The organism is Streptomyces sp. NPDC002602 (genome assembly GCF_042889445.1).
Lineage (GTDB): Bacteria > Actinomycetota > Actinomycetes > Streptomycetales > Streptomycetaceae > Streptomyces.
In genome coordinates, this window is record NZ_JBIAQX010000001.1 from 495,220 (window position 1) to 516,701 (window position 21,482).

The window sequence follows — 21,482 nt, forward strand, 5'->3', positions numbered from 1 at the left end:
CGGGCACATGACGATGCAGGTCCCCGCCGCCGGGAGTGGTCCGCCGGCAACGGGCTCTCAGGGCCGCCTCGGTGGCCTCGGCCGCATCCCGGGAGGTCACAGGGAACGAGCCATGGCCGGCGGGCGCCCCTTCTGGCACCCGTCGTCTTGCCCAGACTGCTGAACACCGTCCTCGCGGCCCAGCGCGCGCATCAGCGCAGCCTCGCCGAGCTGCGCGAGATGGGCGTTCTGGTCGGCAGCTACGAGCCGCACCGCCCGAAGTCCGGCGGCGGCGCCGACCGCTTCCGCTGGGAGGAAGCCGTCGACCTCTTGGCCCCGTTCCTCGCGGCAGGCGACGCTCGCCACGGATCTGTGACGGCCAGTGGGTAGGGCCTGGCGGGTTCCACACGAGGAGTGCCGCCGCCCGGTGGCCGGGAGGTACCCACCACCGGGCGCAGGGCTCTGGGCTGGGGCCTGTCAGTCCTCGTAGGGGAGGTATATGCCGCCGTCCGGAGCGACTGTGGCGCACAGGCGCCTGTATTCGGTGCCGGTTTCCCTTGGCTATTGCGGGAGTACGTCCGGGACCACGCGGGCTTCGGGGTGCTGGGCAACGTACGACAGGACGAGCTCGGTGAGGGCTTCCACGGCATAGCCCTCCTGGCGGACGGCCGCGGCGTTGAGCGCACTCGGGGCGGCTATGGCTTCGCAGCGACAGGCGCCCCTTCACACGGGTCAAACAGGACACCGTTTTCCAGGCCACGCGCGCCGAACCGGACTTCGGCGTCCGGCCGGGGCACTCCCATGGCCAGACATAGGGCCAACGCGCAGGCGTCACACTCACCGGTGTGCGCGGCCAGTTCGGCGAAGACCTCCTCCTCGCTCTGTCCGGCGGCCGGCATCTCGCGAGCCTCCCAAACCAGCGCATCCTCGCCCCCTCATGATTCATGGCCGGAGGCTGCAGCGATGCTCGAACGCGGCAGAGGGGCTTGGTGACTTGAGTAAGCGGCCCCCATTCCCCTGCCGTGGGGACCGTGCCGAAGGGGCGAGTTCGGCGGTGATCACTCGCGTGAGGTCGAGGATTGTCCAGTGATTCCGGCTGGTCGTGCAGGTGACGACGCCGGATTCAGCGGCAGATCTCCATGATGGTGTCGTCGAAGTCGGGGAACTCCTGGGCCGCCAGCTCGATCACGGCTGCCGCCGACCGGCGCTGGTGCGGTGCGAATCCTTCGGCGATGGCTGCCAACTCCGGGTTGGGGTGCGCCTTCCAGTCGGGCTCGTACGAGGTGGCAGCCTCCAAGGGGCCGAAGCCGTCGGCCAGTAGCCACAGGAAGTCGCCCAGATCGCGGGCGACGACACCGGTCTCGCCCTCGGAGCCGAGGAAGACCACGGGCTGGTCGGACAGCGGCCGGCTCGGGCGGATCAGCCAGAACGCGGCGTACCCGCCCGTGCCGTCCTGCCCGAACACGCGGAAGTCGCTGCCGTTCAGCTCACTGTTCCCGGTCCACGCCTGGAACCAGTCGGTGGTCTCGGCAGCGGACAGGAAGGCGGGGAAGGGCTCGAAGTCGATCGCGTTCCCGTCTGCGTACTCGGATCGAACGGCCATCGCAGTGGCGAGTGCGGCGGGGAACTGGCGGTCATCGGTGGGCTTCACGGGGACAGGCTAGACAGGGGGTCGGACATCGGTGGTTTACGAGCAACGTGCAAGGTCGCTGGACGACTGCCGGTTTGTAGTTGTCTGGTGAGAAAGGGCAGCGTGAACGCGACGAGCGGGTGGCACGGCACATGCTGTGCCACCCTCGGCCATTCAGGCCGGGTTCAGCAGTCGTAGCGGTGGGTGTAGGGGGTGTTTGGGCAGGTGCGGCAGACGAAGAAGTACATGCCACCAAGGTCACCCAGGCCCATGTGGTGCCCAAATGCGTCAAGGGCGGCGGGGTCCGCCTCGGCTCGCCAGGATGGGGTCGCGGCCTGGTCCTGGCTGGGGTTCCGCTCGTCCAGGGGGAGCCATCGGCCCATGCCCGCCTCGGTCGCTGTGATGCTGAGCAGGTGCTCCATGCGCGTGCCGCAGCCCGTGCAGTCAGGCCAGTTCGGCGGCTGGGTCCAGCTCGGATAGCCACCGACCTTGCTCTGCTGGGTGGTGGCCACCTCGAAGTAGTCGAAGCCGCGTTCCTGCTGCAGGGTCTCGAAGCGTTCGCCGAGCTGCTCGCTGAGTTCGTCCGGCAGGTCCCAGTTTGGGTACTCCACGGCTGGTGTGGGGGACACCGTGCAGGGCCGGGGCAGGTAGTCCTCTTCCGCGGTGTGCGGGCGGGGCGGTTTGCCGGCAGAGGCGTCAGCGGCTGTCAGCGCCGTGTTGCGCCAGTGGAGGTGGGGGTTGGCCGCGTACTGGTCGTCCTCGTGCACGAGCGGGCACCACACGATCTGCAACAGGTCGGTGCCGGTGGGGAAGGCGAGGCCGGGCACGTCGCGTGCGTACAGCTGGACCACCGGGACCATCGCGACCGGGTCGGGCCCGACGGGTGCGGCGAGCGGCTTGTAGTGGTCCGGTTCGGCGCACATAGGCCAAGGCTCGCCAGCCGGCCACAGCAGGGGCCCGCCGATGGAGCTGTCGCCTGGGCCCGGCTGCCCGGCCCGAGGGTAGAGAAGGGTGACCTCGCGGGCCGTACCGGCCAGCTCCGGAAAGACCGACTCGACCTCGAACGGGATCGGCGCCAGCAGCCGCGGTCCGGTCGGCCGAGCTTGCTCGGTTTCCTGCTGTATGTGCTCTGACGGCATGGAGTCTCCCGCTGCTGGTAGTCGTATGCCGCCGACGTTAGCCTCCGCCCCTGACAGCGGTCCTGCCCGTCTTCCCCGCCCTGTATCTGGCCAGTGGGCGACGGGCTGCATGCACTCTGGCTTCGCGAGCCCGACGCGATTCGTGCCGCGGACATGCTGCTCCCGGCATCACGGCCGATCGCCGTCTGTCCGTCGACTCGTTATCCTCCGCAGGCGCGCGGCCGAGGGTGGATGGCGGCACCAGGGGTTCGGAGCCCGGGTGCGGGGGAGTGCCCTGCCGGATGGCTGGCGCATTCTCCCCAGATTGTCCCTAGGGGGGCGGGCGGACTACTTCTCGACGTTCGCGAGAGCTAAGTGGATCAACCGTCGCGATGTGCTGGCTAGAGCCAGTCGCGCTTCTTGAAGATGACGTACAGGCTGACGCAGACCACCGCCATCAGCAGGATCGCGAAGGGGTAGCCGGCTGCCCACTGGAGTTCGGGCATGGTTTCGAAGTTCATGCCGTAGATGGTGCCGACCAGGGTGGGGGCGAAGAGAATGGCGGCCCAGGCGGAGATCTTCTTGATCTCCTCGTTCTGTTCGAAGCCCGCTTCGGCCAGGGCGCGCATCTCGGCGTTCTGTTGTTGGGAGACCAGGGTGGCGTTGACCGTCAGGATTTCGGTCAGGGCCTGGCGGAAGCCGTCGACGCGTTCGCTGGTGTGGGTGACGTGGTCCGCGACGTCGCGGAGGTAGCGCTGGAGTTCCTCGTCGGTGCCGTACTTGGCGAAGCCGGCCATCAGGCTGTGGAGCATGCCGACCAGCGGGCGGGTGGCGCGCTGGAACTCGACCATCTCGCGGGAGAGCGCGTAGATGCGGCGGGAGACCTCGGGGTCGCCGCGGAAGACCTCGGTCTCGATCTCGTCCATGTCGATCTGGACGCCCTCGACGACGGGGGCGTATCCGTCGACGACCGCGTCGAGGATGGCGTACAGGGCGGCTTCCGGGCCGAGGGAGAGGAGGTCGGGGGTTTCCTCCATGCGGCGGCGGACGGCGGAGAGGTCGGGGGCCGCGCCGTGGCGGACCGTGATGAGGAAGTCCGGGCCGACGAAGACGTGGAGCTCGCCGAAGTCGACCTCCTCCAGTGCGTCCAGGTACCGGGCGGCGCGCAGGACGACGAAGAGGGTGTCGCCGTAGCGTTCCAGTTTGGGGCGTTGGTGTGCCTCCAGCGCGTCCTCGATGGACAGCGGGTGGAGGTTGAACTCGGCGGCGAGGGAGTGTAGTTCGGCCTCCGTCGGGCGGTGCAGGCCGATCCAGGCCATGCCGTCGGGCTGTTCGCGCAGTTGCCGGAAGGTGTCGGCGAGGGTGGCGGGGGACGCGGCGCGGCGGCCGTCGCGGTAGACGGCGGAGTCGATCACGCTGCGGTGGTTCGGGGGCGTCGGTTCCGGCGACGCGGGGTCCGGGGTGGAAGCCGACGCCGGGGGAGTGGTGGGCGGGGCGCCGGTCGGGGAGGAGGGGCGGAGCCACCCCGTACGCCTCGGCGATGAGCCCGATGAGCCCGATGAGCCGGATGAGCCCGAGGAGCCCGACGAACCGGGTGAGGGCGACGAGCCCGATGGGCCGGGTGACCGCGAGGGCCCCGAGGGAGGGGATGCGGCGTCCGACGGAGTGGAGGGACGGCGGTGTGGGCGCTCCGGCATCGCAGCTCAGCTCCCGTGGTCGGTCGGACGCGTGCATTGGGGGCGAGGGGAAGGATATAGGGAGGAATGGTCCTTGACGTTGCGGACCGTTCCTGTCCGCAAGCGGGGTTAGCGTGCTGCCATGGCCTCCAGAACCGCTCCCGTACTCGACACCCGCGCACTGAACCGTGCCACGCTGGCCCGCCAGCTGTTGCTGAGCCGCGCCGAGATGTCCGCGGGGGACGCCGTCGCGCACCTCCTCGGACTTCAGGCGCAGAACGTCAAACCGCCGTACTTCCAGCTGCACGCCCGGCTCGCCGGGTTCAGGCCCGCCGAGCTGGCCGGGTTGATGGAATCCCGCCAGGTGGTGCGGATGGTCACCATGCGCTCGACCATCCACACCCACACCGCGGACGACGCGCTGACCCTCCGGCCGCTGGTCCAGGCGGCGCGCGACCGCGAGGTGAACCAGTTCCGCAAGGGTCTCGTCGGGGTGGACCTGGACCGGCTGGCCCTCGACGCGCGCGCCTTCGTGGAGGCCGAGCCGCGCACCATGGGGGAGATCCGGGAGGAGCTCCTCAAGGAGTGGCCCGAAGCCGACCCGCAATCCCTGTCCGTCGCCGCGCGCTGTCTGTTGCCGCTCGTACAGGTCACCCCGCGCGGGGTGTGGGGGCGCAGCGGGCAGGTACGGCTCACGACCGTGGAGAACTGGCTCCAGCGGCCGGTCGGGAAGGCGCGGAGCGTGGGTGAGGTGCGGAGCGTGGGTGAGGTGCGGAGCGTGGGTGAGGCGCGGAGCGTCGACGGTGTGGTGCTGCGGTACCTCGGAGCCTTCGGGCCCGCCTCGGTGAAGGACACGCAGACCTGGGCCGGGCTGACCCGGCTGAAGGAATCGTTCGAGCGGTTGCGGCCGCGGCTGCTCACCTTCCGCGACGAGAACGGTGTCGAGTTGTTCGACCTGCCCGACGCGCCGCGGCCCGATGCCGGGACGGCGGCCCCGCCGCGGTTCCTCCCCGAGTTCGACAACCTGCTGCTCTCCCACGCCGACCGGTCCCGGGTGATCGCACCGGAGTTGAAGGGCCGTACGTGGACCGGCAACCAGGCCCACCGGGTGTTGCTGCTCGACGGTTTCCTCGGCGGGCTGTGGAAGGCGGACGCCGGGGTGCTCACCGTGGAACTCCTCGGCCCGGCGTCACGGGCGCGGAAGGAGGAGATCGTCGCCGAGGGGGAGGCGCTGCTCGCCGACATGGCCGACACGCCCGCCGGTACGCCCGCCGGTACGAGTGCCCGTACGGGGGCCGGTGCCGGTGCCGGTACCGGTGCCGTGCCCCCGGGTGGGCCCGGTGTCACCTCCTCCGCAGGGGCCGTGCCCGCGCCCGCGGACGGTCCCCGTCGCGTGCGCTTCGGGTCAATCCGGGGCTGACGGCGGCCTGGTGGTGTCCGTGTCCGGCGCGGCACGATGCCTCTCATGACGGAGAACAGCGCCACCCACACCTTCCTGGCCGCGCGGGACTTCCTGCTCGAACGTCGCGGGGACTACGACGCCGCCCACGCCGGGTTCACCTGGCCCCGCCCCGAGCGGTTCAACTGGGCCCTCGACTGGTTCGACCACATCGCCCGGGGGAACTCGGCCGACGCCCTGCGCATCGTCGAGGAGGACGGAACGAGCGAGGGAGTGTCCTTCGAGGAGCTGAGCGCGAGTTCGGGAGCCGCCGCGAACTGGCTGCGCGTCCAAGGTGTCGCGGCGGGGGACCGGATCCTGGTCATGCTCGGCAACCAGCGTGAACTGTGGGAGGTCATGCTCGCCGCGATGAAGCTCCGGGCCGTGGTCATCCCCGCCACCCCGCTGCTCGGCCCCGCGGACCTCCGCGACCGGGTCGAACGGGGCCTGGTGCGGCACGTCATCACGCGCGCCGAGGACACCGGCAAGTTCGACGAGGTGCCCGGTGCGTACACCCGGATCGCCGCCGGGTCCCGGATCCCCGCGGGCTGGCTGCGACTGGCCGACTTCCACACCGCCGACCGGAGTTTCAGCCCGGACGCGGAGACCCTGGCCGGCGACCCGCTGATGCTGTACTTCACCTCGGGTACCACCGCCCGGCCCAAGCTCGTCGAGCACACCCACGCCTCGTACCCGATCGGGCACCTCTCCACCATGTACTGGCTCGGGCTGCGCCCCGGCGACGTCCACCTCAACATCGCCTCGCCCGGTTGGGCCAAGCACGCCTGGTCCAACCTCTTCGCGCCGTGGAACGCCGGTGCGACCGTCTTCGTCCACAATTACACGCGCTTCGACGCCGAGCGGCTCATGGCGGAGATGGACCGGGGAGGCGTCACCACCTTCTGTGCCCCGCCCACCGTCTGGCGGATGCTGATCCAGTCCGACCTCACCAAGCTCCGGAATCCCCCGCGAGAGGCGGTCGCCGCGGGCGAACCGCTCAACCCGGAGGTCATCGAGAGGATCCGCGAGGCCTGGGGCGTGACCATCCGCGACGGCTTCGGCCAGACCGAGACGACCCTTCAGGTGGGCAACTTCCCGGGGGTGCCCGTCAAACCCGGCTCCATGGGACGTCCGGCGCCCGGCTACGAGATCGTGCTGCTGGACTCCGTCACCGGCAAGGAGTCCGAGCGGGAGGGCGAGGTCTGCGTGGACCTGCGGACCCGTCCCGCCGGGGTGATGACCGGCTACCGCGACGACCCGGGGCGCACCGCGGAAGCCATGGCGGACGGGCTCTACCGCACGGGGGACATCGCCGCGCGGGACGCCGACGGTTACCTCACCTACGTGGGGCGGGCCGACGACGTGTTCAAGGCCTCGGACTACAAGATCAGTCCGTTCGAGCTGGAGAGCGCGCTGCTGGAGCACGAGGCCGTGGCCGAGGCCGCCGTGGTCCCCGCCCCGGACCCGCTCCGGCTGGCCGTGCCGAAGGCGTACATCACCCTCGCCGCCGGGTGGGAGCCGGGGAAGGAGACGGCCCGGGTGCTGTTCGAGCACTCCCGGGCGGTGCTCTCCCCGTACAAGAGGGTCCGGCGCATCGAGTTCGGGGAGCTGCCGAAGACCGTGTCCGGCAAGATCCGCCGGGTCGAGCTCCGCGAGCTCACCGAGGCCGGGTCCGGCGCCGAGTACGACGAGGCCGACCTGGACTGAGCCGGGCCGGGGCGCCGGCCGGTACGTTCCCGCTCCGGCCGGCGCCCCGTGCCCGTGCCCGCGCACCCGCACCCGCCCCCGCCCCCGCCCCCGCACCCGCGGGCGCGGGTGTCGGCGGCGTGGCGTGCCGAGGGGGTGCTACGCGGGCAGTTGCGCCTCGATCGCGGCGACGATCTCGGGGGACTCGGGCTCGGTGCGCGGCCGGAAGCGGCCGACGACCTCGCCGGCGGGGGAGATGAGGAACTTCTCGAAGTTCCACTGGATGTCCCCCGCCTCGCCCTCGGCGTCCGGGGTCTTCACCAGCTCCGCGTACAGCGGGTGCCGGTTCTCGCCGTTGACCTCGGACTTCTCCAGCATGGGGAAGGTGACCCCGAAGCCGGTCGCGCAGAACGTCTGGATGTCGTCCGCGCTGCCGGGCTCCTGGCCGCCGAACTGGTTGCACGGCACGCCGATCACCGTGAACCCCTTCTTCTCGTACGCGAACTGCAGCCGGGCCAGGCCCGAGTACTGCGGGGTGAGGCCGCACTGCGAGGCCGTGTTCACCAGCAGGATCGCCTTGCCCTTGTGCGCCGCGAGGCTGGTGGGCTCGTCGTCCAGAGTGGTCAGCGGAATGTCGTACAGGCTCATCGGGCTCTCCTCGGCGGGAAGGGCGGTCAAGGTCTCCGAGCCTAGTGCCACGCCGTCGATCGCCGTCGTCCCGGTCGCGTCGATCACCTGGCCCGTGCCCCGGCGAGCGTCGTCCCCGGTGGCCGCAGGCTCAGGCTCCCGACGCGATCAACCGGTCCGCCGGGTCGTTGACCGGCTGCGGCACGCCCGTCAAGTCCATGATGAACAGCGGTATCCCCAGGTGGTCCGCGCGTTCGCGGGCCTGCGCCGTGTACCCGGCGAGGGAGAAGTAGACGCTCGCCGCCGAGGCCGTGAGCCCGTTCAGCCACACGCACTCCACCGCCCGCAGGCCGGCCGGCGCCGTCGTCGGGTCCACCTGTGCGACGACCCCGGGGGCCCGCAGGTCCACCGCCGCGGAGGGGACCGTCGACCCGTCGGGCCGGCGTACGTCACGGAAGCCGAGCCAGCGCAGGTACAGCGCGGCCGTGACCACCGCGTCCCCGCCCGTCCGGATGGTCACCGGCCGGAACGGCGCCCGATCCGCCGCCGGGACGTCCGTCGCCGGGACGTCCGCCGCGGTGACGTCCGTCGCCGCCGGTGATTCCGTCGAGGCCGGGAGGCCCGTCGGTGTCCCGGAGTCCGCCGCCGGGGGGTGCTCCGCCGCCGCGGGCCCGCGCGCGTTGGCCCGTACGCCGTCCCTCGTGTCCGACGTGCCCCGCTCCCCGGGGCCGGGGTCGGGCGCGTCGAGGTCCCCGGAGTCCGGCGGATGGACGGGGACCAGGGCCACGGTCCCGCACGAGCCGCACCCCACCTCCGGGCGCGGCCACTCGCCCTCCCGCCCGCAGGCCTCGCAGCGGACCGTCACCCAACTGTCCGACCAGGTGCGACGGGTCAGTGGCACGGCCGGCGCCGCCAGGTTCAGCGGTGGCACCACAGGGCTCCCGCAGGCGCAGGGGAAGACCGGCGCGCTGTACGTGTTCTCGCGCCGGCAGGTCGGACAGCGCACCGGTACCGCTTCCGCCATGAGACCGGACCCCCTCCGTCGCTGTGCGTGGGTCCATGGTCCACCACCGGCGACGGTCGGCGCGGGCGCGTCCCCGAATTTCCGTCGCGTCATGGTCATTCGTACAAGTCACCGAGCGGGAAGCGGCTTTTGGTGGGTTCCGGGGTGTCGGAGCGCCTTGACGCGCCCCGGAGTGGCCGCTTAGCTTGTTCCGTATAGCAGAACAAAACTTCCGGATTACGGAAAAGCCTGACCGCCAGACCCGCAGGAGAACTCGATGCCTCGTATGACAGCCGCCGCCGCTGCAGTGGAGATCCTCAAGCGCGAGGGCGTTTCGCAAGCGTTCGGCGTGCCCGGCGCTGCGATCAACCCGTTCTACCGCGAGCTCAAGAACGTCGGTGGCATCAACCACACCCTCGCCCGGCACGTCGAGGGCGCCTCGCACATGGCCGAGGGCTACACCCGCACGACCCCGGGCAACATCGGCGTCTGCATCGGTACGTCCGGCCCCGCCGGCACCGACATGATCACCGGCCTCTACTCGGCCATCGCGGACTCGATCCCGATCCTGTGCATCACCGGTCAGGCCCCGGTCGCGAAGCTGCACAAGGAAGACTTCCAGGCCGTCGACATCGCCTCGATCGCCAAGCCCGTCACCAAGGCCGCGACCACGGTCCTGGAGGCCGCGCAGGTCCCCGGTGTCTTCCAGCAGGCCTTCTACCTGATGCGTTCCGGCCGTCCGGGCCCGGTCCTCATCGACCTGCCGATCGACGTCCAGCTGACCGAGATCGAGTTCGACCCCGACCTGTACGAGCCGCTGGCCGTGCACAAGCCGGCCGCGACCCGCAAGCAGGCCGAGAAGGCCATCCGGTTCCTGCTGGAGTCCGAGCGTCCGCTGATCGTCGCCGGTGGCGGCATCATCAACGCCGACGCCTCCGACCTGCTGGTCGAGTTCGCCGAGCTGACCGGCGTCCCGGTCATCTCCACCCTCATGGGCTGGGGCGTCATCCCCGACGACCACGAGCTGGCCGCCGGCATGGTCGGCGTGCAGACCTCGCACCCCTACGGCAACGCCACGTTCCTGGAGTCGGACTTCGTCCTGGGCATCGGCAACCGCTGGGCCAACCGTCACACCGGCTACAACCTCGACGCGTACCTCGGCGACCGCAAGTTCGTCCACGTGGACATCGAGCCCACCCAGATCGGCAAGATCTTCGCCCCCGACCTCGGCATCGCCTCCGACGCCAAGGCCGCGCTGGAGATCTTCATCGAGGTCGCCAAGGAGCTCAAGGCCGAGGGCAAGCTCCCCGACTTCAGCGCCTGGGTCGCCTCGCACCTGGAGCGCAAGGGCACGCTCCAGCGTCGTACGCACTTCGACAACATCCCCATGAAGCCGCAGCGCGTCTACGAGGAGATGAACAAGGCCTTCGGACCGGAGACCCGCTACGTCACCACCATCGGTCTCTCCCAGATCGCCGGCGCGCAGATGCTGCACGTCTTCAAGCCGCGCCACTGGATCAACTGCGGCCAGGCCGGCCCGCTCGGCTGGACGATCCCGGCCGCGCTGGGTGTCGCCACCGCCGACCCGCAGACCCCCGTCGTCGCCCTCTCCGGCGACTACGACTTCCAGTTCATGCTGGAGGAGCTGGCGGTCGGCGCGCAGCACAAGATCCCGTACGTCCACGTCCTGGTGAACAACGCCTACCTGGGTCTGATCCGTCAGGCGCAGGGCGGCCTGGGCATCAACTTCGAGGTCAACCTCGAATTCGAGAACATCAACGCCCCCGAGCTGGGCGTCTACGGCGTCGACCACGTCAAGGTCGTCGAGGGCCTCGGCTGCAAGGCGATCCGGGTCACCGACCCGAACGAGCTGGGTGCCGCCCTGGAGGAGGCCAAGAAGCTCGCCGCCGAGTACAGCGTCCCGGTGGTCGTCGAGGCCATCCTGGAACGCGTCACCAACATCTCGATGAGCAAGACGGTCGACATGAGCGACGTCACCGAGTTCGAGGAGCTCGCGACCGAGCCGGGCCACGCCCCGACCGCGATCCGCCCGCTGACCGTCTGAGCGTGAAGCGGTGGGTCGTGCTCGCCACGACCCCGACGGCCCCCGTCCCTCCTGTCGGAGGGGCGGGGGCCGTTTCGCTTCCCGTCGCCGGGTGCGCGGGTGCGGTACGGGCGCCGGGGCGGTCCGGAGGCTGTCCGAACGACCCCGCGCGGCGCGTCACACCTCTCGCGGCGCGTCACACCTCTCGCGGGGGGCGTCACCTCCCCGCGCGGCGCGTCACTTCCCGGGATGTGGCCCCAGTTCCGCGTCCAGCGCGCCCGTGATCAGGTCGCGGGCGCGGTCCAGGGTCAGCGAACCGCTGAGCCAGCGCTCGCTCAACCCCTCCACCAGCGCCGTCAGCCGCTCGGCGACGTCCAGCGGGATGGCCTTGGGGTCGGCGAGGCCCGCCACCTGGGCGTCCATGATCGAATCGGCGGTGTCCCGGTTCCAGGAGCGGGTGGAATCCGCCAGCGGCTCGCGCAGGTCGGTGTCGAAGATCGCGCTGGCCCGCAACTCGCCCCAGGCGATGCTGTTCTCGCGGACCCGGGTGGTCTCCTGGAGCTCGCTCAACAGCAACTGGAGCAGTACGCCCCGGGCGTCCTCGGAGTCGTCGAGCGCCTCGTCGGTGTACCCGGTGGCGCGGTCGCTGATGAAGGAGAGGGTCCGCTGGATCAAGCCGGCCCGGTCCTTGAAGTGGTAATAGATCAGCGCCGTGGACACCCCGGCCTCGGACGCCAGCTCCTCGACGCGCAGTCCCCTGACGCCGTTGCGGGCGATCACGCGTACGGCTGCTTCCAAGATCAACGATTGGCGGTCGGCCACTCTTGTTCGCACCTTTCGGTCCCTACCTCTTGACTGACCTTTCAGTCAGGTCCCACCATAGCTCCCACCGGGGTTGCTGACTGGATTTTCAGTCACTGTTCACCTGACTGAAATTTCAGTCAGGATGCACTCGGGTGGTCGACGAGGCGAACAAAGTGCCGCATACCCGCCCGAGCCACGGACAGAAGCCGCCCCACCCAGCCCGACCCGCACCAAAGGAGCTCTCCCATGAGTCCGCTGAGTCCGCCGAGCCCGCCGTACCCCCGCATGCCCGCCGAGTGGGCCGAGCACGAGGCCTGCCTGATGGCGTGGCCCACCCGGCCCGCCCTGTGGGGGCCGGCCTTCGAGGCGGCGCGGCGCGAGTACGCGACAGTGGCCCGTGCCATCGCCGACTTCGAGCCGGTCATCATGATCGCCGCGGCCGACTCGGTGGACGAGGCCCGTGCCGTCTTCGGCGACGATCCCGGCATCGAGGTGATCGAGCTGCCGATCGACGACTCCTGGCTGCGCGACTCCGGCCCGATCTTCGCCTACGACGAGCAGGGCGACCGGGTGGGCGTCGACTTCCGCTTCAACGCCTGGGGCGAGAAGCACTACCCCTGGACCGCCGACGACAAGCTCGCCTCGCTCCTCCTGGACCGCCTCGGCATCCCGCGCGCGCACTCCTCGATGATCCTCGAAGGCGGTGCCGTCACCGTCGACGGCGAGGGCACCCTGATCACCACCGAGCAGTGCCTGTTGCACCCGAACCGCAACCCGCGCATGAGCCGCGCCGAGATCGAGGACGAGATCAAGCGCCGGCTCGGCGTCGAGAAGATCATCTGGCTGCCGTACGGGGGGCTGGAGGACACCGAGACCGACGGGCACGTCGACGGCGTCGCCGCCTTCGTCGCCCCCGGCACGGTGGTCCTCTCCCTGCCCGAGGACCCCGCCCACCCCGACCACGCCCGGATGCGCGCCAACCTCGCCGTCCTGGAGGCCTCCACCGACGCCCGCGGTCGGGCCCTGCGGGTCGTCGCCGTTCCGCAGACCACCCACGGCGAGGTCGAGGGGAACCCGGTCGAGGTCTGTTACCTCAACTTCTACCTCGCCAACGGCGGCTGTGTGGTGCCGGTGGGCGGTACCCCCGAGGACGAGGCGGCTCTCGCCGTCCTCGCCGAGGCCCTGCCCGGCCGCAAGGTGGTCGGGGTCCCGGCGCCCGTCCTCGCGTTCGGCGGCGGCGGGATCCACTGCATCACCCAGCAACTCCCGAAGGACCTGAACGCATGAGCACCGACACCCCCCGCACCCCCACCGCGCACCAGCCCACCGCCTCGACCCGCACCCCCACCGGGTACGAACTCCTCGTCAGCGACGGCTCCCCGCTCGGGTCCCCGGCCCGTACGGAGGCCGCCGAGCGAGTCCCGCTGCGCGTCGGCCTCGTACAGATGCGCTGGTACGCGGACGAGGACGAGCACGACGAGCGCCTGCGCGAGGGCGTGCGCATCGCCGCGGCCGAGGGCGCCAAGGTCGTGTGCCTGCCCGAACTCACCCGCAGCCCGTACTTCTGCAACACCGACGACCCCATGGGTGACGGCGCCGCCCGCCACCTCGAAGACCTGGAGGGCGGTCCCACCGTCGCCCTGGCCGCCGAACTCGCCGGGGAACTCGGCATCACGGTGCACGCCTCCCTGTACGAGCGCGCCGAGGACGGCGGACTCGGCTACAACACGGCGGTCTGCGTGGACGCGGCCGGCAAGCTCGTCGCCCGCACCCGCAAGAACCACATCCCCGCCTTCCCCGGCTACCGCGAGGACCTCTGCTTCCGCCCCGGCGACAGCGGCTTCCCCGTGGCCTTCCTCGAAGGGGCCCGCTTCGGCTTCCCGACCTGCTGGGACGAGTGGTTCCCGGAACTCGCGCGCGCCTACGGCCTGCACGGGGCCGAGATCCTCGTCCACCCGACCGCCATCGGCTCCGAAGTGGACCTCCCGGACTTCGACACCCGGCCGATGTGGGAGCACGCGATCAGCGCCAACGGCCTCGCCAACGCACTCTTCATGATCGTTCCCAATCGGGTCGGCACCGAGGGCCGCTCCACCTTCTACGGGTCCTCCTTCATCTCCGACCCCTACGGCCGTGTCATGCTGCGTGCCCCCCGCGATCGGCCCGCCGTGCTCGTCGCCGACCTCGACCTCGACCAGCGCCGCGACTGGCTCGACTTCGGACTGATGCAGACCCGCCGCCCCGAGCTGTACGGCCGGCTCACCGAGCCCCTCGACGCGCAGGCCCGCTGACCAGCAGGTCCTCCCAGCGCCAAACTCCGCCAAGGAGCGTGCATGCCGATCCCCTCACGGCACCGCCTGGCCGGTTCCGCCGCCGCGGTCCTCGCCCTGATCCTCACGGGCGCGGGCTGCGCGGCCCCGGCCGGCGACGCCGACACCACCGGAATACACCTCTCCACCGCCACACCCGCCGCTCGCGGCGACATCGACGGGTTCACCTGGGCGCTGTACGCCGAACCGCCCGTGCTCGACTACCTCTACGCCTTCGACTACCCGCAGAACACCGTCCTCGCCAACGTCTGCGAGTCCCTGATGCGCTGGACGCCCCAGCTCACCGTGGAACCCGGCCTCGCCGAGAAGGCGTCCAACCCCGACCCCACCACCTGGGTCTACGACCTCCGCCCGAACGTGCGCTTCCACTCCGGCGCCACCCTGACCGCCGACGACGCGGTGGCCAGCCTGAACCGGCACCTCGACCCCGAACTCGGCTCGTACTGGGTCGAGGACTTCAAGAACGTCGCCTCCGTCGAGAAGACCGGCCCGCTCCAGGTCACCGTGCACCTCAAGTCCCCGGACGCGCTCTTCCCGCAGGCCATGGCGAACTCCGCCGGGACGGTCGCCAACGCCGCCACCATGCGCGAGCAGGGCCGCAGGTTCGGCACCGCCGACGGCGGCCTCGACTGCACCGGCCCCTTCACACTGGGCAAGTGGGAGCAGGGTGCCTCGCTGCGCCTGGACCGCTTCGACGGCTACCGGGGCAAGCGGGCCAGGGCCGGCCACGTCGACTTCGTCTTCCTGCCCGACTCCGCCGCCCGCACCAACGCCCTGCTCACCGGTGAGGTGGACGGCTCCTTCGCCGTACCCCCGGAGTCCCTCTCCCGCTTCCGCGCGGCCGACAACGGCACCGTCCACCAGGGCCGGAGCCTCACCACCGTCAACCTCGCCGTGTCCGACCTCGGCGGCACCCTCTCCGACGTACGGGTGCGCCGCGCCCTGATGCTCGCCCTCGACCGCGAGGGCTTCGCCAAGGGTGCGATGCGCGGCGCCGCCACCCCCACCAACTCCCTGGTGGTCAAGGACATCTGGCGCGGGACACCCGAGGAACCCGTCGCCCGGGAACTGGCCGCGCTGCCCCCCGTCAAGCGGGACCTGACCGAGGCGAGACGCCTCGTCGACGAGGCCGGCGCGCGCGGGAAGAAGGTGACCGTCGCCTCCAGCCCGCTCGGTCCGGACGTCGCCCTGCTCGCCACCGCCGTCCAGGACGCGGGCCGCCGCATCGGCCTCGACATGGAGATCCGCACCGTCGCCCCCGACGCCTTCACCGCGCTGTTCTCCGACCCCGAGGCACGCAAGGGACTCGACCTGTTCCCCTTCACCTACTACCTGTCGCTCAGCGACCCGCTGGCCATGTACGGCAACTTCCGCACCGGCCAGTTCGAGAACTACGCCGGCTACAGCTCACCGGAGTACGACGCCCTCGTCGACCGGGCGACGGCCGAGTACGACCCCGCCAAACGGGGAGTGCTGACCGCCAGGCTCGCCAGGATGGCCGCCGACGCGGCCCTGTGCCTGCCGGTGGCGGAGTACCCCGGTCCGATGTTCCTCAACAAGAGGATCACCGGCGCGCCGACCGGCATCTCGTACATGTACGCCCCCTGGGCGGCCGAAGTGGGGGCCCCGTGATGCCGAGACCCGATCTCGTCCGCTTCCTGCTGCGAAGGATCGGCGAACTCCTCGCCACCCTCCTCGTCGCCTCGTTCCTCGTCCACGCCTCCATCCGCCTCGCCCCGGGCAGGCCCGAGACCTTCCTGCTCGGCGGTCGCGGGGCGAGCCCCCAGGCACTGGAGGCGATCCGCTCCCACTACCACCTCGACGATCCGTTCCTCGTCCAGTACGGGAAGTGGCTCGGCGGTGTCGTCACGGGAGACCTGGGCACCTCCGTCCAGTACCGCTCCGACGTCGTCGACCTGGTCGCCTCCCGTATGCCCGTCACCCTCGCCCTGATCGGGATGTCGGCCTTCCTCGTCATCGCGGGCGGACTGCTGCTCGGCCTGTTGGGCGCCGTGCGCGGGCGCCGCACCGACCAGGCCGTCCTGATCACCACCTCGGTCGCCGTCGCCACCCCGTCCTTCATCGCCGCGATCCTGCTCCTGTCACTGTTCTCGGTCCGGCTCGGCTGGTTCCCCGTGCTCGGCAGCGGAGACGGCTTCCTCGACACCCTCCACCACCTCGTCCTGCCCGCCGTGGCCCTCGCCCTGCCCTTCGTCGGGGTGCTCGCACGCGTCACCAGGGCCTCCCTGCTGGAGCAGTTCGCGCAGGACCACGTCACCGTCGCCCGCAGCCGCGGCGTGCCGGAGCGCACCGTCGTACGCCGCCACGTACTGCGCGGAGCGCTGGGCACCGTCGTCACCCAGGCCGGACTGGCCCTCTCCGGGCTGATGGTCTGCACGATCCTCGTGGAGTCCGCCTTCGGCCTCGGCGGGCTCGGCGAGTTCCTCGCGAAGTCCGTGACCGTCAAGGACTTCCCCGTCGTCCAGGCGATCTCCCTGCTGACCATCGCGCTGTTCGTGCTGGTCAACCTCGCCGTCGACCTCGCCCACCCGCTCATCGACCCCCGGGTCCGGCTCGGCACCAGGAGCTCCGAATGACCGCACTCCTGCTGCGGCCCGCGGCCGCGCGGACCAAGGCCCGCAAGGCCGCCGGCGGTGCCTGGCTCCACCGGATCTGCCTCGGCTTCGCCGCTCTGGTCGTGCTGGTCGCGCTGGCCGCCCCCTGGCTGGCGCCGCACGACCCGAACGCCGTCGACTTCGGGGCCTCGCTCGCCAACCCCACGCCCCACCTGCCGCTCGGCGGTGACATCAGCGGCCGCGACACCCTCTCCCGCCTGATCGTCGGCGCGCGCACCTCGCTCCTCGGCCCGCTCGGCGTCGTCGTCCTGTCGACCCTCCTCGGGGTGGTCATCGGCGTCACCGCGGCCTGGCGCGGCGGCTGGGTCGACGCCCTGCTCTCCCGGACGAGCGAACTGCTGCTCGCCTTTCCCGGGCTGCTCCTCGCCATGCTGCTCGTCTCGCTGTACGGGCGCGGGCTGGTCGCCCCGATGGTCGCGCTGTCCCTCGCGTACACGCCGTTCGTCAGCCGGCTCGCCCGCAGCCTCGCGCTGTCCGAGGTGGGCAAGCCGTACCTCGCGGCGTACCGGGTGCAGGGCTTCTCCGGAGCGTGGATCTGCGTACGCCACCTCGTGCCGAACATCGCGCCCGTCGTCCTCGCCCAGTCCACCGTCAACTTCGGCTACGCCCTCCTCGACCTGGCCGCCCTGTCCTTCCTCGGCCTCGGCGTGCCGCCCCTCACCCCCGACTGGGGAGCCATGATCAACGACGGCCAGTCCGCCATCCTCGACGGGGCGCCGCTCTCCGCGCTCGCCCCCTGCCTCGCGGTGATCCTCACCGTGGTCGCCTTCAACGTCGTCGGCGAGCGCTTCGCCGACCGGGTCTCGGGGCGCGCCGCATGAGCCCCGTACTCGAAGTGGAAGGGCTCCACCTGACGCTGCCCGGCTTCCCTCGCCCCGTGCTCGCCGGAGTCGACCTGAGCGTCGAAGCCGGCGAGACCGTCGCCCTCGTCGGCGAGTCCGGCTCCGGCAAGTCCCTCACCTCCCGCTCCGCGCTCGGGCTGCTGCCGTTCGGCGCGCGGGTCTCGGGATCGGTGCGGGTCGCCGGCCGGGACGTGTTGACGATGAGCCCCGCAGCGCTGCGCGAACTCCGCTCCCACACGGCCTCGATGATCTTCCAGGACCCGCGCGCGGCGATGAATCCCCTGCGTCGCCTCGGCGACTTCCTCACCGAGGGGCTGCGGCACGCGGGCGTCAAGGTTCCCGAAGGACGGCTCGCCGAACTCCTCGACGCGGTCGGCCTGCCCGATCGGGTCCTGCGCCAGTACCCCCACGAACTGTCCGGCGGCATGCTCCAACGCGTCATGATCGCCTCCGCGCTGCTGCCCGGCCCCCGGCTGCTGCTCGCCGACGAACCCACCACCGCCCTCGACACCACCACCCAGGCCGAGACCATCGCCCTCCTCGCCCGGCTGCGGGAACGCGAGGGCTGCGGGCTCCTGTTCGTCACCCACGACCTGGAACTCGCCGCCGCGATCAGCGACCGGGTCCACGTCATGTACGCGGGCCGCATCGTGGAGGCCGGCCCGGCCGCCGCCCTCTTCGAACACCCCCGGCACCCCTACACGAAGGCGCTCCTCGCGGCGACCCCCCGCCTCGACGCGCCCCCCGGACCCCTCGCCTCGATCGCGGGTCGACCGCCGGACCTGCGCACGACCGTCACCGGCTGCGCCTTCGCCCCGCGCTGCGCCCGCGCCACCGACCTGTGCGGCGCCGAGATCCCGACCCCGCGCTCGGGCGTGGCCTGTCACCACGCGGAGGTGCTCTCGTGAGTGCGGTACTGGAAGTCCGAGGCCTGGGTCGCGCCTACGGCGCCCTGCGCGCCGTCGACGAGGTCTCCTTCTCCGTCCCGGCGGGCGGCTCGCTCGGCATCGTCGGCGAGTCCGGTTCGGGCAAGACCACCACGGCCCGGATCGTGACCGGCCTGGAGCGGGCCGACGCGGGCGAGGTCCTCGTACGGGGCCGGCTGCGGGCCCCGTCGGTGCGCGGCCGGGCCGCCCGACTGCACCGGGCCCGCGAGGTACAACTGGTCTTCCAGGACCCGCTGCTGTCGCTGGACCCCCGGGTCCCGGCGGGCGAGGCGGTGCGCGAGACCCTGCGGCTGCACTTCCCCGACCGCGATCCCCGGCCCCGGGTCGCGGAACTCATGGAACAGGTGGGCCTCGGCGAGCGGGAGGCGGCGGCCCGACCGCGCGAGCTGTCGGGCGGCCAACGCCAGCGGGTCGCGATCGCGCGGGCGCTGGCGGTGGAGCCGGCGGTGCTGGTGCTGGACGAGGCGGTGGCGGCCCTGGACGTCTCCGTGCAGGCGCAGATCCTGAACCTGCTCGCGGAGATCCGCGCCCGCACGGACATCGCGTACCTGTTCATCACCCACGACCTGGGCGTCGTACGGGCGGTGACCGACTCGCTGGTCGTCATGCGGTCCGGCCGGATCGTCGAACAGGGCGCGACGGCCACGCTGCTGTCCGCCCCCGGGCACGCGTACACCCGGCTGCTGCTGGACTCGGTGCCCCGCCCCGGTTGGGACCCGGCCGCCATCGCGGCCCGGCGGCGACCGGCTGTGGGCCACTGAGCGCCGGCCCCGGTCGCCGGGGGGCGGTCGGGGCGGTGACGCACCCCGCGCACGACAAAGCGCCGGGTCACGGGACCGTCCGTGACCCGGCGCTTCGGCTGTGACCGCCCGACGGTGCGAGGCTGGCGCGACAGGACGTTCGCACCGCCGGGCGGAGCATGGGGGAGGGTGTTCCTCCTCGGGTACAGGGGACTTCGTGTGTGGCCCCCGTACGGAAGGAAGAGGCTGGGACCGCGGCGGGCGGCGACGAGAACTCCGGCGCCGTCTCCCTCAGGTCGAGAGACGGGCCTCGGAACCCATTACCACCGCACTGGCTCGCACGCCCGCCACGGTCCTCGTCCTGCCCCCACCGCGTACCACCCCTCATCCGGGTCCGCGGTGCGGGCTCAGCACCAGGGGCATGACCTCCCGTCAGGCCCCCGGTACAGCCAATCGGCTCAGGCGTCGCGCAGGGCGCGGACGGCCTCCTCGACGCGCTTGCCGTAGTCGGCGTCCGCGGCGTGGAAGTGAGCCAGGTTCTTCTCGATGACGTCCTCGATGGTGACCTGGGACAGGCCGCCGGCGATGTTCGCCACCAGACGCTGCTTCTCGGCCTCCGACATCAGGCGGTAGAGCTCACCGGCCTGGAAGAAGTCGTCGTCCTTGGTGTGGGCCGGGGCCTCGTGGGTGCCCGTGTAGCCGGAGACGGCCTTCGGGGCGCCGAGCGCCAGACCGGTCTCGGCCGGGCCCTGGTACGAGTTGGGCTCGTAGTTCTTGTCGTGGCGCGAGCCGTTGCGCAGCGCCATGACGCCGTCGCGGCCGTAGTTGTCGGCCGTGGTCGCCTTCGGGGCGTTGACCGGCAGCAGGGTGTGGTTCACACCGAGGCGGTAGCGCTGGGCGTCGGCGTACGCGAAGAGACGGCCCTGGAGCATCTTGTCCGGCGAGGCGGTGATGCCCGGGACGAAGTTGTTCGGGGAGAACGCGGACTGCTCGACCTCGGCGAAGACGTTGTCCGGGTTGCGGTCGAGGACCAGACGGCCCACGCGCTGCAGCGGGTAGTCGCCGTGCGGCCACACCTTGGTGAGGTCGAACGGGTTGAAGCGGTACTCCGCGGCCTCGGAGGCCGGCATGACCTGGACGTAGAGGGTCCAGCTCGGGTTCACGCCGCGCTCGATCGCCTGGAGCAGGTCGGTCTGGTGCGAGTTCGCGTCCTTGCCGACGAGCTCGGCGGCCTGGTCACTGGAGAGGCTGCGGACGCCCTGGTTGGTCTTGAAGTGGTACTTGACGAAGAAGGCCTCGCCCTGGGCGTTGGTCCACTGGTAGGTGTGGGAGCCGTAGCCGTTCATGTGGCGGTAGGACGCGGGGATGCCGCGGTCGCCCATCAGCCAGGTGATCTGGTGCGTGGCCTCGGGGGCGTGCGCCCAGAAGTCCCAGACGTTGTCCGGCTCCTGCTTGCCCGTGAAGGGGTCGCGCTTCTGCGAGTGGATGAAGTCGGGGAACTTGATCGGGTCCTTGATGAAGAACACCGGGGTGTTGTTGCCGACGAGGTCGTAGTTGCCCTCTTCGGTGTAGAACTTCAGCGCGAAGCCGCGCGGGTCGCGGACGGCGTCCGCGCCACCGAGGGAGTCCGCGACGGTGGAGAACCGCAGGAAGGTCTCGGTCTTCTTGCCGACCGTGTTCAGGAACGCGGCGCTGGTGTAGGCGGTGACGTCGTCGGTCACCTCGAAGTGGCCGTACGCGGCCGAGCCGCGGGCGTGCACCACACGCTCCGGGATGCGCTCCCGGTTGAAGCGGGCGAGCTTCTCAAGGAGCTGCTGGTCCTGGACCAGGAGCGGGCCACCGACGCCGGCGGTGGCGGAGTTCTGGTTGTCGGCGACCGGGGCGCCGGACTCGGTCGTCAGCGTGCGCTTCGACATGGTGACCTTCCGTACGGGGAACTGCTGACGGAATGCATCTTCCGTCATGCGGAACAGCCTAATTTC

Annotated in this window: 17 protein-coding genes and 1 pseudogene; 11 read left to right on the forward strand and 7 right to left on the reverse strand. The window is 71.2% G+C overall.

The window, feature by feature from the left end; translation table 11 throughout:
- Positions 1-138 precede the first annotated feature (138 nt).
- A pseudogene (locus ACFYW3_RS01865) lies at positions 139-369 on the forward strand (hypothetical protein); the annotation flags it as partial.
- Positions 370-1,102: 733 nt separating this feature from the next.
- On the opposite strand, the gene ACFYW3_RS01870 reads toward ACFYW3_RS01865, so the two are convergent.
- The 3 genes from ACFYW3_RS01870 to ACFYW3_RS01880 all read right to left on the reverse strand — a co-directional run bounded on the left by ACFYW3_RS01870 (position 1,103) and on the right by ACFYW3_RS01880 (position 4,142).
- Positions 1,103-1,630 (reverse strand): SMI1/KNR4 family protein, encoded by a 528-nt coding sequence (locus tag ACFYW3_RS01870; RefSeq protein WP_389385247.1) that lies wholly within the window; start codon positions 1,628-1,630, stop codon positions 1,103-1,105.
- A gap of 164 nt (positions 1,631-1,794) precedes the next feature.
- Positions 1,795-2,532: a hypothetical protein gene (locus tag ACFYW3_RS01875; RefSeq protein WP_389385248.1), complete on the reverse strand. Its 738-nt coding sequence runs from the start codon at positions 2,530-2,532 to the stop codon at positions 1,795-1,797.
- Positions 2,533-3,128: 596 nt separating this feature from the next.
- Positions 3,129-4,142, reverse strand: a complete 1,014-nt coding sequence (locus tag ACFYW3_RS01880) for a magnesium and cobalt transport protein CorA (protein ID WP_351751450.1) — start codon at positions 4,140-4,142, stop codon at positions 3,129-3,131.
- A gap of 403 nt (positions 4,143-4,545) precedes the next feature.
- Here ACFYW3_RS01880 and ACFYW3_RS01885 point away from each other — a divergent pair, with 403 nt between their 5' ends.
- A complete protein-coding gene (locus ACFYW3_RS01885; RefSeq protein WP_389385249.1) occupies positions 4,546-5,823 on the forward strand; it encodes a winged helix DNA-binding domain-containing protein in 1,278 nt (425 codons plus the stop codon).
- 45 nt (positions 5,824-5,868) lie between these two features.
- A complete protein-coding gene (locus ACFYW3_RS01890; protein ID WP_389385250.1) occupies positions 5,869-7,548 on the forward strand; it encodes an AMP-binding protein in 1,680 nt (559 codons plus the stop codon).
- 138 nt (positions 7,549-7,686) lie between these two features.
- Here the strand turns inward: ACFYW3_RS01890 and ACFYW3_RS01895 are convergent, their stop codons facing one another.
- Both ACFYW3_RS01895 and ACFYW3_RS01900 read right to left on the reverse strand, forming a co-directional pair.
- Entirely contained in the window at positions 7,687-8,175 is a 489-nt protein-coding gene (locus ACFYW3_RS01895; RefSeq protein ID WP_351751473.1) for a glutathione peroxidase, read from the reverse strand.
- 130 nt (positions 8,176-8,305) lie between these two features.
- The gene (locus ACFYW3_RS01900; protein ID WP_389385251.1) at positions 8,306-9,178 is read right to left on the reverse strand and encodes a hypothetical protein; all 873 of its coding nucleotides are present in this window, start codon (positions 9,176-9,178) and stop codon (positions 8,306-8,308) included.
- Positions 9,179-9,434: 256 nt separating this feature from the next.
- Between ACFYW3_RS01900 and gcl the strand changes: the two genes are divergently transcribed.
- On the forward strand, positions 9,435-11,222 hold the full coding sequence (gene gcl / locus ACFYW3_RS01905) for a glyoxylate carboligase (protein WP_389385252.1): 1,788 nt from the start codon (positions 9,435-9,437) through the stop codon (positions 11,220-11,222).
- A gap of 216 nt (positions 11,223-11,438) precedes the next feature.
- Here gcl and ACFYW3_RS01910 read toward each other — a convergent pair whose 3' ends face one another.
- Positions 11,439-12,023, reverse strand: coding sequence for a TetR/AcrR family transcriptional regulator (locus ACFYW3_RS01910; RefSeq protein WP_351751444.1), 585 nt, complete (start codon positions 12,021-12,023; stop codon positions 11,439-11,441).
- A gap of 228 nt (positions 12,024-12,251) precedes the next feature.
- Between ACFYW3_RS01910 and ACFYW3_RS01915 the strand changes: the two genes are divergently transcribed.
- The 7 genes from ACFYW3_RS01915 to ACFYW3_RS01945 are packed head-to-tail and all read left to right on the forward strand — an operon-like array spanning position 12,252 to position 19,521.
- The gene (locus ACFYW3_RS01915; RefSeq protein WP_389385253.1) at positions 12,252-13,292 is read left to right on the forward strand and encodes an agmatine/peptidylarginine deiminase; all 1,041 of its coding nucleotides are present in this window, start codon (positions 12,252-12,254) and stop codon (positions 13,290-13,292) included.
- Positions 13,289-14,296: a nitrilase-related carbon-nitrogen hydrolase gene (locus ACFYW3_RS01920; RefSeq protein ID WP_389385254.1), complete on the forward strand. Its 1,008-nt coding sequence runs from the start codon at positions 13,289-13,291 to the stop codon at positions 14,294-14,296. Before ACFYW3_RS01915 ends, ACFYW3_RS01920 begins: the two co-directional genes overlap by 4 nt.
- Before the next feature lie 42 nt (positions 14,297-14,338).
- Positions 14,339-15,967, forward strand: coding sequence for an ABC transporter substrate-binding protein (locus tag ACFYW3_RS01925; RefSeq protein WP_389385255.1), 1,629 nt, complete (start codon positions 14,339-14,341; stop codon positions 15,965-15,967).
- Positions 15,967-16,932: an ABC transporter permease gene (locus tag ACFYW3_RS01930; RefSeq protein WP_351751437.1), complete on the forward strand. Its 966-nt coding sequence runs from the start codon at positions 15,967-15,969 to the stop codon at positions 16,930-16,932. The genes ACFYW3_RS01925 and ACFYW3_RS01930 overlap by 1 nt, the downstream gene beginning before the upstream one ends.
- The gene (locus tag ACFYW3_RS01935) at positions 16,929-17,792 is read left to right on the forward strand and encodes an ABC transporter permease (protein WP_351751435.1); all 864 of its coding nucleotides are present in this window, start codon (positions 16,929-16,931) and stop codon (positions 17,790-17,792) included. Before ACFYW3_RS01930 ends, ACFYW3_RS01935 begins: the two co-directional genes overlap by 4 nt.
- Positions 17,789-18,721 (forward strand): ABC transporter ATP-binding protein, encoded by a 933-nt coding sequence (locus ACFYW3_RS01940; protein WP_389385256.1) that lies wholly within the window; start codon positions 17,789-17,791, stop codon positions 18,719-18,721. The genes ACFYW3_RS01935 and ACFYW3_RS01940 overlap by 4 nt, the downstream gene beginning before the upstream one ends.
- Positions 18,718-19,521, forward strand: coding sequence for an ABC transporter ATP-binding protein (locus ACFYW3_RS01945; RefSeq protein WP_389385257.1), 804 nt, complete (start codon positions 18,718-18,720; stop codon positions 19,519-19,521). Before ACFYW3_RS01940 ends, ACFYW3_RS01945 begins: the two co-directional genes overlap by 4 nt.
- 437 nt (positions 19,522-19,958) lie before the next feature.
- Here ACFYW3_RS01945 and ACFYW3_RS01950 read toward each other — a convergent pair whose 3' ends face one another.
- The gene (locus ACFYW3_RS01950; RefSeq protein ID WP_351751471.1) at positions 19,959-21,416 is read right to left on the reverse strand and encodes a catalase; all 1,458 of its coding nucleotides are present in this window, start codon (positions 21,414-21,416) and stop codon (positions 19,959-19,961) included.
- Between the last annotated feature and the right edge of the window lie 66 nt (positions 21,417-21,482).

Excerpts from the sequence above, each read along its gene's own strand:
- ACFYW3_RS01915 (WP_389385253.1), top strand. The coding sequence starts at position 12,252 with ATGAGTCCGCTGAGTCCGCCGAGCCCGCCGTACCCCCGCATGCCCGCC.
- ACFYW3_RS01875 (WP_389385248.1), bottom strand. The coding sequence starts at position 2,532 with ATGTGCGCCGAACCGGACCACTACAAGCCGCTCGCCGCACCCGTCGGG.
- ACFYW3_RS01940 (WP_389385256.1), top strand. The coding sequence starts at position 17,789 with ATGAGCCCCGTACTCGAAGTGGAAGGGCTCCACCTGACGCTGCCCGGC.
- ACFYW3_RS01920 (WP_389385254.1), top strand. The coding sequence starts at position 13,289 with ATGAGCACCGACACCCCCCGCACCCCCACCGCGCACCAGCCCACCGCC.
- ACFYW3_RS01935 (WP_351751435.1), top strand. The coding sequence starts at position 16,929 with ATGACCGCACTCCTGCTGCGGCCCGCGGCCGCGCGGACCAAGGCCCGC.
- gcl (WP_389385252.1), top strand. The coding sequence starts at position 9,435 with ATGCCTCGTATGACAGCCGCCGCCGCTGCAGTGGAGATCCTCAAGCGC.
- ACFYW3_RS01900 (WP_389385251.1), bottom strand. The coding sequence starts at position 9,178 with ATGGCGGAAGCGGTACCGGTGCGCTGTCCGACCTGCCGGCGCGAGAAC.
- ACFYW3_RS01885 (WP_389385249.1), top strand. The coding sequence starts at position 4,546 with ATGGCCTCCAGAACCGCTCCCGTACTCGACACCCGCGCACTGAACCGT.
- ACFYW3_RS01950 (WP_351751471.1), bottom strand. The coding sequence starts at position 21,416 with ATGTCGAAGCGCACGCTGACGACCGAGTCCGGCGCCCCGGTCGCCGAC.
- ACFYW3_RS01925 (WP_389385255.1), top strand. The coding sequence starts at position 14,339 with ATGCCGATCCCCTCACGGCACCGCCTGGCCGGTTCCGCCGCCGCGGTC.
- ACFYW3_RS01895 (WP_351751473.1), bottom strand. The coding sequence starts at position 8,175 with ATGAGCCTGTACGACATTCCGCTGACCACTCTGGACGACGAGCCCACC.
- ACFYW3_RS01890 (WP_389385250.1), top strand. The coding sequence starts at position 5,869 with ATGACGGAGAACAGCGCCACCCACACCTTCCTGGCCGCGCGGGACTTC.
- ACFYW3_RS01930 (WP_351751437.1), top strand. The coding sequence starts at position 15,967 with ATGCCGAGACCCGATCTCGTCCGCTTCCTGCTGCGAAGGATCGGCGAA.